This window comes from Bradyrhizobium sp. A5, assembly GCF_042076515.1.
GTDB lineage: Bacteria > Pseudomonadota > Alphaproteobacteria > Rhizobiales > Xanthobacteraceae > Bradyrhizobium > Bradyrhizobium cosmicum.
The window spans coordinates 1,791,987-1,808,054 of the sequence record NZ_CP148990.1; the positions used below are offsets into that span (position 1 = coordinate 1,791,987).

General features: G+C 66.0%; 12 protein-coding genes. 8 read left to right on the forward strand and 4 right to left on the reverse strand.

The features are described 5' to 3' along the window. The first annotated feature begins 182 nt into the window (after positions 1-182). The gene (locus WHZ77_RS08470) at positions 183-356 is read left to right on the forward strand and encodes a DUF1328 domain-containing protein (protein ID WP_015684321.1); all 174 of its coding nucleotides are present in this window, start codon (positions 183-185) and stop codon (positions 354-356) included. Between the two features lie 118 nt (positions 357-474). Here the strand turns inward: WHZ77_RS08470 and WHZ77_RS08475 are convergent, their stop codons facing one another. Then, positions 475-978, reverse strand: coding sequence for a thioesterase family protein (locus tag WHZ77_RS08475; RefSeq protein WP_375314680.1), 504 nt, complete (start codon positions 976-978; stop codon positions 475-477). A gap of 83 nt (positions 979-1,061) precedes the next feature. On the opposite strand from WHZ77_RS08475, the gene WHZ77_RS08480 reads away from it, so the two are divergent. Then, positions 1,062-2,486, forward strand: coding sequence for an FAD-binding oxidoreductase (locus tag WHZ77_RS08480; protein WP_375313264.1), 1,425 nt, complete (start codon positions 1,062-1,064; stop codon positions 2,484-2,486). 49 nt (positions 2,487-2,535) lie between these two features. Next, complete coding sequence (locus WHZ77_RS08485) at positions 2,536-2,898, forward strand: hypothetical protein (protein ID WP_375313265.1); 363 nt, start codon at positions 2,536-2,538, stop codon at positions 2,896-2,898. A gap of 179 nt (positions 2,899-3,077) precedes the next feature. Here the strand turns inward: WHZ77_RS08485 and WHZ77_RS08490 are convergent, their stop codons facing one another. Both WHZ77_RS08490 and WHZ77_RS08495 read right to left on the reverse strand, forming a co-directional pair. Further along, positions 3,078-4,772 (reverse strand): SulP family inorganic anion transporter, encoded by a 1,695-nt coding sequence (locus tag WHZ77_RS08490; protein ID WP_375313266.1) that lies wholly within the window; start codon positions 4,770-4,772, stop codon positions 3,078-3,080. Positions 4,773-4,932: 160 nt separating this feature from the next. Then, positions 4,933-6,396 carry a caspase domain-containing protein gene (locus WHZ77_RS08495; RefSeq protein ID WP_375313267.1) on the reverse strand — a complete coding sequence of 488 codons (1,464 nt, stop codon included), beginning with the start codon at positions 6,394-6,396 and terminating at the stop codon, positions 4,933-4,935. A gap of 416 nt (positions 6,397-6,812) precedes the next feature. Between WHZ77_RS08495 and WHZ77_RS08500 the strand changes: the two genes are divergently transcribed. Genes WHZ77_RS08500 through WHZ77_RS08510 form a run of 3 tightly spaced genes read left to right on the forward strand, consistent with a single transcriptional unit; the run spans position 6,813 to position 10,727 of the window. Then, entirely contained in the window at positions 6,813-7,844 is a 1,032-nt protein-coding gene (locus WHZ77_RS08500; protein ID WP_375313268.1) for a TRAP transporter substrate-binding protein, read from the forward strand. 31 nt (positions 7,845-7,875) lie between these two features. After that, complete coding sequence (locus WHZ77_RS08505; RefSeq protein ID WP_375314681.1) at positions 7,876-9,735, forward strand: TRAP transporter large permease subunit; 1,860 nt, start codon at positions 7,876-7,878, stop codon at positions 9,733-9,735. Between the two features lie 14 nt (positions 9,736-9,749). Beyond that, positions 9,750-10,727: a hydroxyacid dehydrogenase gene (locus WHZ77_RS08510; protein WP_375313269.1), complete on the forward strand. Its 978-nt coding sequence runs from the start codon at positions 9,750-9,752 to the stop codon at positions 10,725-10,727. Positions 10,728-10,750: 23 nt separating this feature from the next. Here WHZ77_RS08510 and WHZ77_RS08515 read toward each other — a convergent pair whose 3' ends face one another. Then, on the reverse strand, positions 10,751-11,917 hold the full coding sequence (locus WHZ77_RS08515) for an ABC transporter substrate-binding protein (protein WP_375313270.1): 1,167 nt from the start codon (positions 11,915-11,917) through the stop codon (positions 10,751-10,753). A gap of 286 nt (positions 11,918-12,203) precedes the next feature. On the opposite strand from WHZ77_RS08515, the gene WHZ77_RS08520 reads away from it, so the two are divergent. Continuing rightward, complete coding sequence (locus WHZ77_RS08520) at positions 12,204-14,633, forward strand: EAL domain-containing protein (RefSeq protein ID WP_375314682.1); 2,430 nt, start codon at positions 12,204-12,206, stop codon at positions 14,631-14,633. Between the two features lie 93 nt (positions 14,634-14,726). Next, complete coding sequence (locus WHZ77_RS08525; RefSeq protein WP_375313271.1) at positions 14,727-16,028, forward strand: MFS transporter; 1,302 nt, start codon at positions 14,727-14,729, stop codon at positions 16,026-16,028. Positions 16,029-16,068: the final 40 nt, after the last annotated feature.

Consider the following 16,068-nt stretch of genomic DNA (forward strand, 5'->3'; position numbering starts at 1 on the left):
CCCTATATGGGGCGCCGGGGAGGGGTTTTCCACGTGCGCGGCGCGGCGATTTTGTTCCTCCGGGACGGGCGAATTTCCGGCGGGAACGGGCAGGAACCAATGTTCCGTTCTGGAGATTGTTGGGCAAGTGAGGTGCGTCAGCCGCGCCGATCGCAGACAGTCATCGAAATAGAGGTTCTGCCATGCTGAGCTGGGTTGTGACGTTTCTGGTTATCGCGCTGATCGCCGGTATTCTGGGCTTTGGCGGCATCGCCGGCGCGTCGATCGAAATCGCCAAGATCATCTTCTTCATCGCGATCGTCCTGTTCCTGGTCTCGGCCGTGGTCGGCCTGGCCCGCGGCCGCAGCAGGATCTAGCGACGCTATCCTCATGGTGAGGAGCGCGAAGCGCGTCTCGAACCATGAAGGCCCGGTGTGGCCTTACATCCTTCGAGACGCCCGCTTCGCAGGCTCCTCAGGATGAGGAGTTGGAGTGCTACCGCTTCGAGGGCATCGCCACGTTTCGGCCGATGCCCTCGGGCCGCGGCACAGCGCCGTGGGCCGCGACGACGGTCCGGATGCGCGCGCTGATATCGGGCGGAAATGGCGCCACCTTGCGCGAGCCCATGTCGATGTGGAGCGACATGTTTTCCGAGGTGGCCGACAGCCAGCCCTCGGTCGCGTGCCGCAACTCCTGGAATGTGTGCAGCCGCTTGTCGTCGGCCTCCAGCAGCCAGACCGAAACCTGCACGGGATCGCCGAGATGGATCTCGCGCAAATACCGCACGTGGCATTCGGCAGTGAAGGTCGAGCCGCCTCGCTCCTTCATGTAGCCTGGCCCGATGCCGAGCTGTAGCCACATCTGGTCGATCGCCCGGTCGAACATCACGTTGTAATAGGCCATATTGAGATGGCCGTTATAGTCGATCCATTGCGGCTCGATCTGCATGATCGAGGCGCGGAATGGCTCGGCTGTTGGAGCAGTGGCAGTCACGGGCAGGTTTCCTTCCAGCTATGCGTCCGGTCGCTTGACTTGACCGGTTTTATGTCCTTTGCCACGGTTCTTCTGTCGGAGGAATTTCCGTGGGTACAACCATCACCAATAATCCGCCGCGGCCGGAGCCGAAAGCCCTCGCGAGCGCGCTGGAGCAGCTTGCCGCACGCTTCGGCAACCGCCTGATCACCTCGCAGGCCGTCCGCGAGCAGCACGGCCATACCACCACATGGATCGTCAACCAGCCGCCGGATGGCGTGGTGATGGCGCAGGAGACCGCCGACATCCAGGACGTGGTGCGGATCTGCGCCAGGAACGGTGTGCCGGTCATTGCCTTCGGCACCGGCACCTCGCTGGAGGGCCAGGTCAACGCGCCGGCCGGCGGTATCTCGATCGACCTGCGTGACATGAACAAGGTGCTGGCCGTGCACGCCGAGGACCTCGACTGCGTGATCCAGCCCGGCGTCACCCGCAAGGCGCTCAATGAGCATCTGCGCGACCAGGGCCTGTTCTTCCCGATCGATCCCGGCGCGGATGCTTCGCTCGGCGGCATGGCCTCGACCCGCGCCTCCGGCACCAATGCGGTGCGCTACGGCACCATGCGCGACAGCGTGCTGGCGCTCAAGGTCGTGCGCGGCGACGGCGAGATCATCACGACAGGCACGCGTGCGAAGAAATCCTCCGCCGGCTATGACCTGACGCATCTGTTCGTCGGCGCCGAGGGCACGCTCGGCATCATCTCGGAGCTGACCATCCGCCTGCGCGGCATTCCCGAGACGATCGCGGCCGGCGCGGTGTCGTTCGAGACCGTGCACGGGGCGTGTCAGGCCGTGATCCTGGCGATCCAGACCGGCATTCCCGTGGCGCGCATCGAGCTGCTCAACGCCGCGCAGGTGAAGGCCTGCAACGCCTATTCGAAGCTGACGCTGCCGGAGACGCCGCTGCTCCTGATGGAATTCCATGGCAGCGAGATCGAGGTCGCCGAGCAGTCCAAGGCCTTCGGCGAGATCGCAAAGGACTGCGGCGGCGGGGATTTCTCCTGGACCACCAAGCCCGAGGATCGCACGAAGCTGTGGCAGGCGCGCCACGACGCCTATTGGTCCGTGAAGGCGCTGCGGCCCGGTGACAGCATCGGCGTGGTCGCGACCGACGTCTGCGTGCCGATCTCGCGGCTTGCCGAATGCGTCGGCGAGACCGAGGAAGACCTCAAGCGTCTCAATCTGTTGTCGCCGATCGTCGGCCATGTCGGCGACGGCAATTTCCACTGCTCGCTGGTCTGCGACACCAGCGATGCCGACGAGATGGCGCGCGGCGAGGAGTTCATGCATCGCCTGGTCGAGCGCGCGCAGGCGATGGACGGCACCTGCACCGGCGAGCACGGTATCGGTCAGGGCAAGCAGAAATATCTCAAGGCCGAACTCGGCCCCGAAGCGCTCGATGCAATGCGGGCGCTGAAGAAGGCGCTCGATCCACAGAACATCTTCAACCCCGGCAAGATCGTGCCGGAGGCGTAGCGCGCGGCGTCACCGCCGTTTATGCTCGCTCCATCATACGGAGCGGGCAATGCGCTGGTTCGCGCGAAAGTCGCGACAAGACATCTGGGATGAGACGATCGAAGGCTCGCTCGGCGACATCGAGGCCGCCGAGCGCATCCGCGCGATCTGTGACGCTGCCGCCGCGAGCGCGGCAGGCTCTGGGCGCAACGACAAGCCCGACAACGAGTGCTACGAGCGCGCGGCCAAGGTCGCGATGGAAATCGCAATGAAGATCTCGGATGGATTGATGCGCGACGACGCGGTGCGCCGCATCGTCGATCTCTGCATGACGGCGAACAACCTCAAGACCGCGCAGATCCTGTTCCGCGCGATCCATGCCAGCTGGATCCGCGAGGCGGTGCAGCGGGATCATCCGGCGCTGGCGCAGTGATCATTCGCTGCTGTCGCATTGCGACGACATGCCAATCCATCACCGTCATCCTGAGGTGCGAGCCATGGGGCGCGAAGCGCCGCATGGGGAGCCTCGAAGGACGACGGCCCGGCTGCATCGTGGCCGTATCATCCTTCGAGGCTCCGCTTGCGACGCGTTCGCGTCTCAAGCGGAGCACCTCAGGATGACGGAGTGAATATGTGATCGCCCTTCGCCAGCTTACGCACGGCTTCGTCCACGCTGTGGAAGACATGCTCGCGGGGCAGAGCATCGAACAGTCTGAAGCGTTCGAACGCGTCCTGCGCGCGCACCGATTCCAGCCGCGCCAGCGCTACCGTGACCCCCTGTTCGCTGCACGCCTTGAAGATTTCGAGCAGGATCTGCGCGGCGGTGAAATCGATCTCGACCATGCCGCTCGCCTCGAGCACCAGCAGTTGCGGCGTCGATGTCGTGAGAACCTCGTTCACGTCGCTGCGGAAGCCGGGGGCGTTGAGGAACGAGAGCGGCGCTTGCAGCCCGATCACGGCGACGCGGTCGATGCGCTCGCCGGTGATGTGCGGATGCGCCGGCCACCAGATCGTGGTGCCCGGGACGCGCTCGAACTCGACGAGCCGCGCGCGCGTCGTGCTCCAGATGCCGTGCAGCAGCGACAGCATGATGCCGAGGAACGCGCCCTGCTGGATCGGCAGGATGATGATCAGCGCGGCGGTGGCGACGATCAGCAGGAATTCGCTTGGGGACTGGCGATAGATCGTGACGATCTGCTTGATCCGGACGATCCGCAGCGCCACGAACAGCAGGATGCCGCCGAGCGCCGCGTCAGGGACGTGCTGCAGAAGTCCGGTTCCGAACGCGAGCAACGCCAGCACAATTCCGGCCGCCGCAAGGCCCGCGAGCTGCGATTGTCCGCCGGTCTCGGCGACGATCCCCGTCCGCGGCGGGCTGGCATTGACCGGAAACGCGCCGAACAGGCCTGAGAGCAAGCTGCCGGCGCCCGCGCCGAGGAAATCGCGGTCGACATCGGCGGGTGTGTCCGGATCGGACGGGAACGACCGCGTCGTGGCCGCAGTCTGCACCATCACCACGACGGTGATCACGAAGGCGAGCGGCACCAGGCGAACCCACTGCTCCGGCGCGAGGTCGGGCAGGGTCGGCCGCGGCAGCGTGCCCGGCACCGCGCCGACGACGCTGACGCCCCTGCTCTCGAGGCCAAGTGCGATCGCGGCGAGCGTCGCGGCCACGAGCCCGATCAGCGCGCCGGGAATCTTGGCGCTGATCGTCTCGGAGACGAAGACCACCGCCAGCACACCGAACCCGATGCACAGCGTGAACGGATTGGCACGGCCGAGTTGGCCAGCGAGCACGACGATGCGATCGAGCGTCGGCCCGCCCGGCGATTCCAGTCCCAGCACGCCCGGCAATTGCGAGACGATGATGTGGACGGAGATGCCGGCGAGGAAGCCGACCATGACCGGCACCGACAACAGGTTGGCGATCCCGCCGAGGCGGAAGGCGCCGCCGGCCAGCATCATCGCGCCGACCATCAGCGCAAGCGCGATCGCAAGGCCCTGATAGTCCGGCGAGCCTGTCGCGGCGAGCGCTGCAAGCCCGCCGGCAAAAATCGGCGTGATCGTGGAATCGGCGCCGCAGGACAGGAAGCGGTTGCCGCCGAGCAAGGCAAAGCCGAGCGAGCCCGCCATGAAGGCGAAGAAGCCGATCTGCGGCGCGAAGCCGCCGAGCCGCGCGGTGGCCATCTGCTCGGGGATCGCGATCGCCGCCAGCGTCAATCCCGCCATGAGATCGCCGGGCAGGGAAAAGGACGCGAGCGAGCGGAATAGCGGCCAAGAGCTCCTGGCGCGAGAGTCGTGCGGCATCGACGAGACATCCCCGGAAAGGCTGGCGCTGGCCGATCAGACTACAGCATTTCCGGATTGGAAGGAGGCGAATGAGAATATCCGGAACACTCGTGTCCCGGCTCTGCAGCGCACCGCAAGAGCGCTGCGCTGCGTCCGGGGCACGAGAGTTGCGGATACCTTAATACCTGCTGCGATAGTTATCGCCGCGTCCGTAGCCGCCACCGCCGTAACCGCCGCGGCCCACGCCGATTCCAATCCCGATGCCGACACCCACGGCGGCGGGCGGTGGCGGCGGTGGGGCGCGCTCGTAGACGACGACTTCGTCGGGCGGCGGCCGGCGCGGCTTCGGCGGTGTCTCGACCACTTTGCGCTTGGGCGGCGTGTCGTCGACGCGCTTCTTGATGACGGGCGCCACCGCCGGGTTCGAGGGCGTCGAGCACGGGCAGGTCGGGGCCATCGCGACCGCGACCGGCGCGGGCGTCGCCGCGGCCGCAACCGGCACGGCATAATTGCGGTTCTGCACGCGGAGCAGCAGCCTGCGCGCGGTCGCGGCGAGGTCGCTGTTGTCCCAGTTGTTGAGATAAGCCTCGAACGAGGCGCGGGTGTTGATCGCGGTGGCGCGCTCCCACGCCAGCATCTGGCGCCGGCGCTCCAGGATCGCGCGCAGGCGCGGTGTGAAGGAGGCCTGTGCGTAAAGCTCGACATAGGCTTGATACGCCTCGATCGTGTCGTCGGCGATCACGAGTTCATAAGCGGCCTTGGCGTCCTTGCCCTGCAGATCCTTGCGCCAGTCCGCGACGCTGCGCGTGCCGCTGGCAAGTGCCATCGACGACGCGCCCGGAAGAGCGGGCGTTGCGCCGCTGCTTTCGCCGAAGAACTTGAAGTCGGTCGTCAGCGACGAGCTTTCCCAGGGGATCTGCCGCCCGTCGGTCGATTGCGCCACGGCGACGCGGATGCGCTTGAACACTTCCTCGATCGGCAGGTTCGGTTGCCGCGCGACCGAGAGCGCCGCGGTGGTGTAGGGGCTGTCGGCGCCGGACCCGTCCTCGGCTTCCGCGCCGGGCGAGGTCGAATAGGAGATGAAGGTGCCCTGTGCGCCGGCCTTGGTGTCGACGATCGCAAGCCCGTGGCCGGCGCCGCTGAGCGCCGGGAACGGATTGTTGCGGCAGGCGTCGAGCATGAAGATGCGCGCCCGCGTCGGCAGCGCGCCGAGCGTGTTGAGCAGGTCGTTCAGGCGCACGCCCTGAAGCGGAATGTCGGCCTCGCGCTTGGGATCGAGATCGACCGGAACCAGATAGTTCTCGCCGTCGATCTGCAGGCCGTGGCCGGCATAGAACACCAGCGCGACGGTGTCGGCGCCGCTGGCGCTGACCTTGCCGGCGAAATCCGAGATCGCCTGGCGCATGTCGTTCTGCACCAGATTGGATGCCGTGGTGACGGTGAAGCCGGCATTGCCGAGCAGCTCCGTCATGCCCTTGGCGTCGTTGGCGGCGTTGGGCAGTTCCGGAACGGTGCGATACGCCGATTGGCCGATCACGAGTGCGAGCCGCGCCTCGGCGGCGGCTTCGGTCGGCGTCATCAGCTGTGCGAGGGCAAGAAGGCCGGATGCAAGGACCAAATTGGAAAGAAACGGACGGCGCATGGTGTCACCTTCATCGGCAATACGGCGAGGATATCACTTCTTCTAGGTCGCCGTTGAGAGTCTGTCTGTGCACTGGATCACGCTGAGCGTGCGGCAAAATGGGGCAGGGGGTCTGCCAGAGCATCGTTCGGACGGCATCCATGTGAATCGCGCATTGATCTATGCGCCAATTGGATCGATCCCTACCGATGGACGAAAGCGTCCTCTCGCCTACCTAGCCGCGGCCCGATCCTCATCGAAAATCACTGAGAAACATGGTCGTTTCGCCGGCGTTCGCGCCGTCGATATTCTCATCGCGTGGCTTTGCGCCTGCCGGCGGCCCGCTTGCCTGCCCCGTCCCTTTGGCCATACAGTCGAGCCAAGAGGCCGCGACAACGATCGCGGCTGCAAAAAAATACCCGGGGAGAGACCGCGCCATGACCATCGTGCCCGTCAACCGTCGCACGTTCATCAAGTCGTCGACGGCGGTGACCGCCGGCCTCGTGCTCTCTCCCGCCATCATCGGCCGCGCTGAAGCCGCGACGCTGAAGCTGAAATGCTCCTCCTCGCTGCCGAACGATCCCAAATTCGCCAATGGCCGCGTCTACTACGACAACCTCGTCAAGAATTTGAAGGGAAACGGGCTCGGCGAGCAGGTCGAGGTCGCCTTCTTCCCTGACAACCAGCTTGGCCAGGAAATCGACGTCATCAATTCGGTGAAGCTCGGCGTCATCGACCTCATGGTGTCGGGCTCCTCGATCTCGGCCAATCTGACGCCGCTGGTCGGCACCTTCGACCTCGGCTTCCTGTTCTCGAGCTTCCCGCAGCAGACCAAGGCGTTCGAGTCCGGCGCCGCCAAGCCGATCGAGGACGCGCTGCTCAAGGGCAGCAACATCCGCATCATCGCCTGGGCCTATAATTTCGGCTCGCGCAGCGTGTTCGCGAAGAAGCCGGTAAAGACGCCGGAAGACCTCGCCGGCCTCAAGATCCGTACCCTGCCCAATCCCGTCATCACGGAATGCCTGCGGCTGATGGGCGCCGCCGCGACGCCGCTGGCGTTCGGCGAGATCTACACGGCGCTGCAGGCCGGCGTGCTTGATGGCCTGGAGCACGATCCGCCGACCATCCTCGCCAGCAAGTTCTTCGAGACCGCAAAGTTCTACGCGCTGACTCAGCACAATTTCTCGCCGCTCGCGATCTACTTCAGCGACATGACCTACAACCGCATGGACCCGAAGCTGCGTGACGGCTTCCTCGATGCCGCGAAGAAGGCCGCGGCCGACACGCGCGCCCACGGGCTTGCGGTCGAGAAGGAGGCACTGGCGGCCCTGACCGAGAAGGGCGTGACGGTCGCCGAATGCGATCGCGAGGCGTTCAAGAAGCGCGTGGCGCCGCAGCACGAGAATTTTATCAAGGTGCGGCCGGAATCCAAGGCCGTCATCGACATCATCCGCGCGACGCAAGCCTGAGATGACCAAATCCGAGATGGCCGGGCCTGACATGGCATTGGCCGGCGCCGTGCCCCTCTCGGGCGGTCGCCACGGGAGCATCGCCCTGCTGCTTCGCCTCAGCGACGGAATCGCGGCCATTCTTCTGGCCGCCGATCTCGTGGTCGTCTGCGGTTCCGTGCTGCTGCGCTTTTTCTTCAACGCGCCGGTCGAATGGTCCGATGACGTCGCGCGCGGCCTGATGGTCGGCTCGGCCTTCTTTGGCGCGGCGAGCGCGCTCGCGCGCGGCGAGAATGTCGGCGTCTCGTTCTTTCGCGACCTGCTGCCGCTGCGATCGCGGACGCTGGTCGATGCCGCGAGCGCGGTGCTGGTCGTGCTGATCTCGGGCTATGTCGCCACCAACGCCATCAAGCTGGGTTCGCTGACCGCGGGCCAGACCACCGGCTCCGGTCTGCCGCTGGAGCTGACCTTCTACCCGATGGGCGCCGGCGCGCTGTTCATGACGGTGTTTGCGATCGACCAGCTCTGCGCAAGGCCGCTCCCTGACATCGTCAGGGGCCTCATCGCCGTCGTCATCGTCGCCGGTCTCTATCTCGCCTGGGATTATCTGTCGCCGTCCTCGGTGCCGTCGGCGGGGACGCTGATGCTGATCGGCTTCTTCGCAACCCTGTTCGGCGGGCTGCCGATCGGCTTTGCGCTGGCGCTGGCCGCGCTGATCTTCATCTGGGTCGAGGGCGCGCTGCCCGGTGTCATCTTCGCCCAGCAGATGGCGCGCGGTATCGACAATTTCGTGCTGCTCGCGATCCCCTTCTTCATCCTCGTCGGCTACCTCATGGAAGCCAACGGCATGTCTGTGCGCCTGATCGAGCTGCTGCAACGCGGGGTCGGCCGCATGCGCGGCGGCCTCAACGTCGTGATGGTCGCCTCGATGGTGCTGTTCTCGGGCATATCAGGCTCGAAGATGGCCGACGTCGCCGCGGTCGGCTCCGTGCTGATTCCGGCCGCGCGCCGCTCCAGGCAGAATCCGGGCAGCGCGGTGGCGCTGCTCGCGGCATCCGCAGTGATGGCGGAGACCATCCCGCCCTGCATCAACCTGATCATCCTTGGTTTTGTCGCGAACCTGTCGATCGGCGGCCTGTTCGTCGCCGGCCTGCTGCCGGCGGCGCTGATGGCAGCCGTGCTGATCGTCGTCTCCATCATCTTCGGCAAGCGGCCGGCGGAAGCCGAGGACGTCGCGCCGCAGATGCCGGTGTCGGGTCTGTGGAGCGGTGCGATCGCCTCGTTCGGCCTGATCTTCATGATCTTCTTCGGTTTCAAGAGCGGCTTTGCCACGGCCACGGAAATTTCGGCCTTCGCCGTGGCTTATGCGCTGATCGTCGGCAGCGTGGTGTTCCGCGAGCTCACCTTCAAATCGGCCGCGCACAGCTTCGTGCAGGGAGCAACGCGCGCGGGGCTCGTGCTGTTCATCGTCGCCGCCGCGCAATCGCTGGCGTTCACGCTGACCCTGCAGCAGGTGCCGCATGCGGTCGGCGATTTCATGCTGGGACTGTCCAAGACATCCGGCACGTGGCTGTTCATCCTGCTCGCCATCGGCGTGCTGATCGTGATGGGCTCGGTGCTGGAAGGCGCCGCCGCGCTCATCATCTTCGGGCCGCTGCTGCTGCCGGTCGCGGTGCAGCTCGGGGTCGATCCCCTGCATTTCGGCGTCGTGCTCGTCATCGCCATGGGCATCGGCCTGTTCGCGCCGCCGCTCGGGCTCGGGCTCTATGGCGCCTGCCTGATCGGCAATGTGCCGATCGAGCAGACCGTGAAGCCGATCATGGGCTATCTCGGCCTGCTGTTCCTCTGCCTGCTCGTCATTGCCTTCGTGCCATGGCTCTCGACCGCGCTGCCGCGGGCATTCGGCTATTGAAGGAGTTTCGTCGCGTGAAAGTCCTGCTCGCCCATACGCCGGAGATGCGGCGGAACTATTACGGCGAACGCAGCCTGAACGGCCTGCGCGCGGTCGCGGAAGTGATCCTGCACGAGAGCGACGACACGCTGGATGCGGCCGGTCTCGTGCGCGCCGCCAAGGATGCGGACATCATCGTCGCCGACCGCATGACCGAAGGGCGCGGCGAGATCTTCGCGCAGCTGCCGTGCCTGCGTGCCTTCGTTCGCTGCGCCGTCGACATCCGCAACGTCGACGTCGATGCGGCCTCGCAAGCCGGCGTGCTCGTGACGCGCGCCGGGCCCGGTTTCGTGCAGGCCGTTGCCGAGCTCGCGGTCGGCTTCATCGTCGATCTGTCCCGCGGTGTGTCGCGGACGACAGCCGACTACCAGGCCGGCCGCAAGCCCGAGGCGCGGATGGGCCGCCAGCTTGCCGGCAGCCGGATCGGCATCATCGGCTACGGCAGCATCGGGCGCTATCTCGCCGAGATCGCAAAGGTGATGCGCATGGAGGTGCTGGTCTGCGATCCCTTCGCTGATGTCAGCGACGGCGCCATCAGGCAGGTCGGTCTCGACGAGCTTCTTGCCGCATCCGACTATGTCGTCTGCCTCGCCATTGCCAACGAGCAGACCGAGAATTTGATCGGAGAGACGGCGCTGGCGCGCATGCCGAGGCATGCCGTGTTCATCAATCTATCGCGCGGCAATCTCGTCGACGAGGCCGCGTTGGCGCGCGCGCTGCGCGAAGGCCGCATCGCAGGTGCCGCGCTGGATGTCGGCCGCGCACCCGATCAGATGCCGACCCCGGAGCTGGCGAAACTCGCCAACGTGGTCGCCACACCGCATGTCGGCGGGCTGACGCCGCAAGCGATCGAATATCAGTCGCTGGAAACGGTCCGGCAGGTCGCGGCGATCATCAACGGCGAGGTGCCGCCCGGCGCCGTCAACGCGGAGCATTGGACGCGGCGGCCCTAACGGCCGGTGCCTGGGGCGCCGTCCTAAAACCGATCGATGGCTCTGAACGTTCCGTCCTTCTGGATCACCGTCAGGAAGACTTTCGGGGGCGTCTCGATTGCACGTACGCCGACGGTGACGATGCTGCCGCTGATGTCGAAGCGGCCGACGTCATTGATGGTGTGCAGGAAGCTTGCCCGCGTCGGTTTCGGTCCGGTCTGTTCCAGCACGGAAGCGGCGATGCGGCCGGAGATGTAGCCTTCGAGTGACACGAAATCCGGCGGCAGCGTCGGGTCGAACGCCTTCTGCGCCGCCTGGTAGTCCGCGACGAGCTTGATCGATCGGTCCCAGGGAAACGGCACGACCTGGGAGACGATGACGCCTTCACCATCGGGGCCGAGTTCCCTGGCCAGCTCATTGGCACTGACGAAGGAGATGTTGACGAACGTCGGATAGAAGCCGCTGCGGTGCGCGAGCTTGATGAACTCCGCGCAAGGACCGTAGGTGCCGACCATGACGATAGCTTCCGGCTCCGCGCGCTTGATCATGCGCCAGGCCGAGCCGACCGCGCGGGTGTTGCGCTCGAAGGTGCCTTCGGAGACGAGTTCGAGGCCGCGCTTGGCCAGCGCGCGCTTCACGCCGATGAGACCGTCGCGGCCGAAGGAATCATCCTGGTAGAAGATGCCGATGCGGGTGAACCGGCGATCCTCGGTGAGGTGCTTGATCCATGCCTCGGCTTCCGCGCCGTAGCTGGCACGTGTGTTCACGACGTTCGGCAGTTCGAGGTCGCGCAGGAATTCGGCGCCGCTGAACGGGCCGATGAAAGGGACGTTCCTCGCGCTGGTGATCGGAATCGTCGCCATCGCAGTCGGGGTGCCGACCGCGCCGATCAGCGCGAACACTTTGTCCTCGTCGATCAGCCGCACCGTCTGCGCCACCGAGCGGTCGGGGTCGTAGCCGTCGTCGCGGCTGATCAGCTGAAGCCTGCGGCCGTGGACGCCGCCCTTGGCATTGATCTCGGTGAACGCCGTGACGATGCCTTGCCGCAGGCGCTGCCCGAGCACCGCGGAGGGGCCTTCGAGGGCGGCGGCCTGGCCGAACAGGATCGCGTCGTCGCTGACGCCGGCCTCGTCGCTTCTCGCGGAGGGCGTCGTCAGGGCGAGCAGTGCGAGGGTCAGGGCGAGGTAAGTCGCGGGTCGCGATCGTGTCATGAGGGCGCCGGCCGGATGCAGGACGAATTGTGGAGAGGATAGTTCTGCGCGGCTGAACGGGCCGCTAATCCGCCCTGCAACGATGGCCCGTAAGACTCCGGGGAAGACCGGCAAGTTGCCGCCAGACTGACGCAACTTGTGGGTCAATCGTTAACTAAGCCGCGCATTGTGAGGCGGCCGGGTTCCGAAATTTTGCAGTTCTTAACCGCGATCCTTGTCCGATAGCAGTCGCGGCATCTCAACCAGAAGTTCGGCCGGCCGGGCCGAGGGGGACGTGCGGATCAAGATGGGCGATCACGATCAGAACGATCAGGATCGGAAGGGTGTAGCGGCGTGGTGGCGTGCCTCGCCGCTGCTCGGACTCTATCGCCCTGCGCTCGTCGCGGCCGGCGTCGGCCTGCTGTTCTCGATCGTGGGCGCGGCCGCCGTGGCGCGATGGGAAGACCGCGTCAACAAGATCGAGTTCGAGAACGCGGCCGAGACCGAAGCGATCGTCATGCAGAACGGCATGAGCGAGTACATCAGCAGGCTCGTCGCGCTGCGCACGCTGTTCGAATCGACCAACGAGGAAATCACCCGCAGCGAATTCGAGACCTTCAGCACGCGCCTGTTCGAGCGCCATCCCGGCATGCTGCGCATCGCCTGGCTGCCGCGCGTCAACCGCAAGGAGCGCGCCGAATACGAGGCCGCCGCGATCACGGACGGGGTGTCCGGCTATCGCATCAAGTCGCTGCAAGGCGACGGCTTTGCGCCGGCGCCGCAGGGCGACGAATATTTCCCGATCTTCTACTCGACGCAGCCGAAGACCTCACCGGTCTACGGCACGGACTATGCGAGTATTCCCGAGCGCCGCGTGGCACTCGAGCGCGCACGCGACAGCGACCGGATTACCGCAATCCGTGAGCGACTCTACGAGCCACGCGAAAGCAGCCGCTTGCCCGACGTCATCGTCGCCGTCCCGGTCTATGCCAAGGGGACCTCGCGCGAGACCATCGCGGACCGGCGCCGCAATCTCGCGGGCTACGTCGTCGGGGTGTTCGACCTGCCGCTGCTGATGCAATCCATTCGCGTGACGACGGGAGCAAGCCCAGCAGTCAGCGTGAACATCTATCCGCCCTTCACCGGGCGGATCGTCAGCATGGCGCACGCGCTGCCGGATTTCGCGTCCTCGGCCGCCGCTCCCCAGTCGATGCGCGATGTCGCGCAAGGCCGGCACTGGTCCGGCATTCTCAGGATCGGGGATGCCGATTGGCAGGTGCGCGCGGTGCCTGCGGCCGGCGGTTCGCTGGAGACGGCCTACGACCGCGCCGTCGCCGTCATCATCGTCGGCATGCTGCTGACGCTTTCGCTTGCAACCTATCTCGTGCTGGCAAGCCGCAATTCGCGTCGGTTGTCGCTGGCGAACCGGCGCGTGCTCGAGCTCGCGCAGACCGACGTCCTGACCGGGCTGCCGAACCGCGCGTTCTTCCTCGCCCGGCTCGACATGATGAACAGCCAGTTGAGCGTGAGGGGCCTGCCGTTCTCGATCCTGATGCTCGATCTCGACCGCTTCAAGAACGTCAACGACTCCCTCGGTCACAGCGCCGGGGATGCGCTGCTGCGCCAGGTGGCGTTGCGCCTGAAATCCGCGCTGCGCGCCACCGACGTGCTGGCGCGGCTCGGCGGCGACGAGTTCGCCATCATCCAGGAAGCCGACGACAATCAGCGCGGCAGCGCGACCGAGCTCGCAGCGCGGATCGCCAAGCTGGTGGCCGAGCCGTTCCTGCTGCCCGGCCATCGCGTCGAGATTGGGACCAGCATCGGCGTCGCGATCGCGCCGGACCACGGCAGCGACCAGGAGCAATTGCTGAAGAAGGCGGACCTTGCGCTCTATCGATCAAAATCGGCCGGCCGCAACTGCTTCACCGTCTACGAGGAGGCGATGTCGGCCGAGCTCGAGGCGCGCAACACGCTGGAAGGGGATTTGCGCGACGCGATCGCGCTGTGCCAGCTGGAGGTGCACTATCAGCCGTTCGTGGACGTCGCCAGCGGCGGTCGTCGTGGCTTCGAGGCGCTGGTGCGCTGGCGGCATCCGAGCCGCGGCCTGATCCCGCCGGACCAGTTCATCGCGCTTGCGGAGGAGACCGGGCTGATCGTGCCGCTCGGCGAGTTCGTGCTGCGACGCGCCTGCGCGGACGCCGCCGCCTGGCCGTCCGATCTGATGGTCGCCGTGAACCTGTCGCCGATCCAGTTCAAGGAAGCCGAGCTGTTCGAGACGATCTGCGCGGCGCTGGCCGATTCCGGCCTGCCGCCGCAGAGGCTGGAGATCGAGATCACGGAATCGGTGCTGCTGGAACGCGGCGTCGAGAACCACGCCTTCATGGAGCGGCTGAAGCATATCGGCATCGAGCTTGCGCTCGACGATTTCGGCACCGGCTATTCGTCGCTGAGCTATCTCACCGCGTTCCCGTTCGACAAGATCAAGATCGACAAGTCGTTCATCCGCAATCTCACGCATCAACCGCGCAGCTCCGCCATCATCTCCTCGATCGTGACGCTGGCGCGCGGGCTGGACATGTCTGTGACCGCCGAAGGCGTCGAGACAGCCGAGGAGTTCGAGCGGCTGACGGCGCTCGGCGTCAATTTCGCACAAGGCTATCTGTTCGGGCGTCCGCAGCCGGTCGACCAGATCAAATTCGACGCGCCCGTTCAGGCTTCGCGGCGCGACGCGGCCTGAGCTTTCCACGCAAGCGGGTGGTGTGCGAAAACCGCTTGACCCGGGCCGCCCCGGATGGTCGGTAGGGGCGTCCAGGGATGAAATAAACACAACATGCGGCTTCCGTTCTTCTACGGCTGGGTCGTGGTCGCCGTGACCTTCGTCACCATGGCCATCGGCGTCAACGCGCGTACCGCTTTCTCATTGTTTTTTCCTCCCATCATCTCCGAATTCGGCTGGGAGCGCGGCGTCACCGCGGGCGCTTTTTCCTTCGGTTTCGTGGTGTCGGGCATCGTCAGCCCGTTGATCGGCCGCCTGATGGATCGCGCCGGACCGCGCGCGGTGATGGAGCTCGGTGTTTTGCTGATGGCCGGCGGGCTGCTGCTCGCCCCGCTCACCAGTGCGCCCTGGCATCTCTATGTGACCATCGGAGTGATGGTCGGCGCGGGCAGCGTTTGTCTCGGCTATTCCGGTCAGTCGCTGTTCCTGCCGAACTGGTTCATCCGCAAGCGCGGCTTTGCCATCGGCATCGCCTTTGCCGGCGTCGGCATCGGCTCGGTGACGCTGCTGCCCTGGGTGCAGCACATGATCGAGCAGACCGGCTGGCGCACCGCCTGCACCGCGATGGGACTGCTCATCCTGGTCGTGCTGGCGCCGATCAATCTGTTCCTGCACAGGCGTCCCGAGGACATCGGCCTTCAGCCTGATGGCGATGCCGCGCCGACCGCGGGCGCCGCGAAGCCGATCTCCAACATCGTCGATCCCGTCTGGGTCGGCATCGACTGGACGCTCCGGCGGGCGGTTGCGACGACGCGGTTCTGGTGGATCGCGCTCGGCTATTTCTGCGGCCTGTACATCTGGTACGCGGTGCAGGTGCACCAGACCAAATTCCTGCTCGACATCGGCTTCAGCCCGAGTGTGGCGGTGTGGGCGCTCGGCACCGTCAGCCTGCTCGGCATTCCCGGCCAGATCCTGCTCGGCCACGCTTCCGACCGGATTGGACGGGAATGGGTGTGGGCGATCAGCTGCGCCGGCTTCGTCATCTGCTTCGCGGCGCTCATGGCGCTGAAGTACCAGCCCTCGTTGTGGCTCGTTTATCTCATGGTGCTGACGCAGGGCGCGCTCGGCTACGGTCTCACCTCGATCATGGGCGCGGTGGTGTTCGAGATATTCCAGGGCAAGCACCAGGGCAGCATTTTCGGCACGATCATGCTGGCGGCCCTGGCCGGCGGCGCGGCCGGACCGTGGCTGACCGGCTTCCTCTACGATCGCACCGGCGACTACACGCTCGCCTTCGCCATTGCGATGGTCGTGAGCGGCTTGTCGGCGTTCTCGATCTGGCAGGCTTCGCCCCGCAAGGTGCGGGCGGTGGCGGGCCGGCTGCACACCGCCAAAGCCGGAGCTGCCGCGGAATAAGATACCTTCGCCGCTTTTGCGGAATGTTAAGCATGCCGCA

Coding starts and splice junctions, on each gene's coding strand:
- WHZ77_RS08470 (WP_015684321.1), top strand. CDS start 183: ATGCTGAGCTGGGTTGTGACGTTTCTGGTTATCGCGCTGATCGCCGGT.
- WHZ77_RS08485 (WP_375313265.1), top strand. CDS start 2,536: ATGCGCTGGTTCGCGCGAAAGTCGCGACAAGACATCTGGGATGAGACG.
- WHZ77_RS08490 (WP_375313266.1), bottom strand. CDS start 4,772: ATGCCGCACGACTCTCGCGCCAGGAGCTCTTGGCCGCTATTCCGCTCG.
- WHZ77_RS08495 (WP_375313267.1), bottom strand. CDS start 6,396: ATGCGCCGTCCGTTTCTTTCCAATTTGGTCCTTGCATCCGGCCTTCTT.
- WHZ77_RS08500 (WP_375313268.1), top strand. CDS start 6,813: ATGACCATCGTGCCCGTCAACCGTCGCACGTTCATCAAGTCGTCGACG.
- WHZ77_RS08505 (WP_375314681.1), top strand. CDS start 7,876: ATGGCATTGGCCGGCGCCGTGCCCCTCTCGGGCGGTCGCCACGGGAGC.
- WHZ77_RS08515 (WP_375313270.1), bottom strand. CDS start 11,917: ATGACACGATCGCGACCCGCGACTTACCTCGCCCTGACCCTCGCACTG.
- WHZ77_RS08520 (WP_375314682.1), top strand. CDS start 12,204: ATGGGCGATCACGATCAGAACGATCAGGATCGGAAGGGTGTAGCGGCG.
- WHZ77_RS08525 (WP_375313271.1), top strand. CDS start 14,727: ATGCGGCTTCCGTTCTTCTACGGCTGGGTCGTGGTCGCCGTGACCTTC.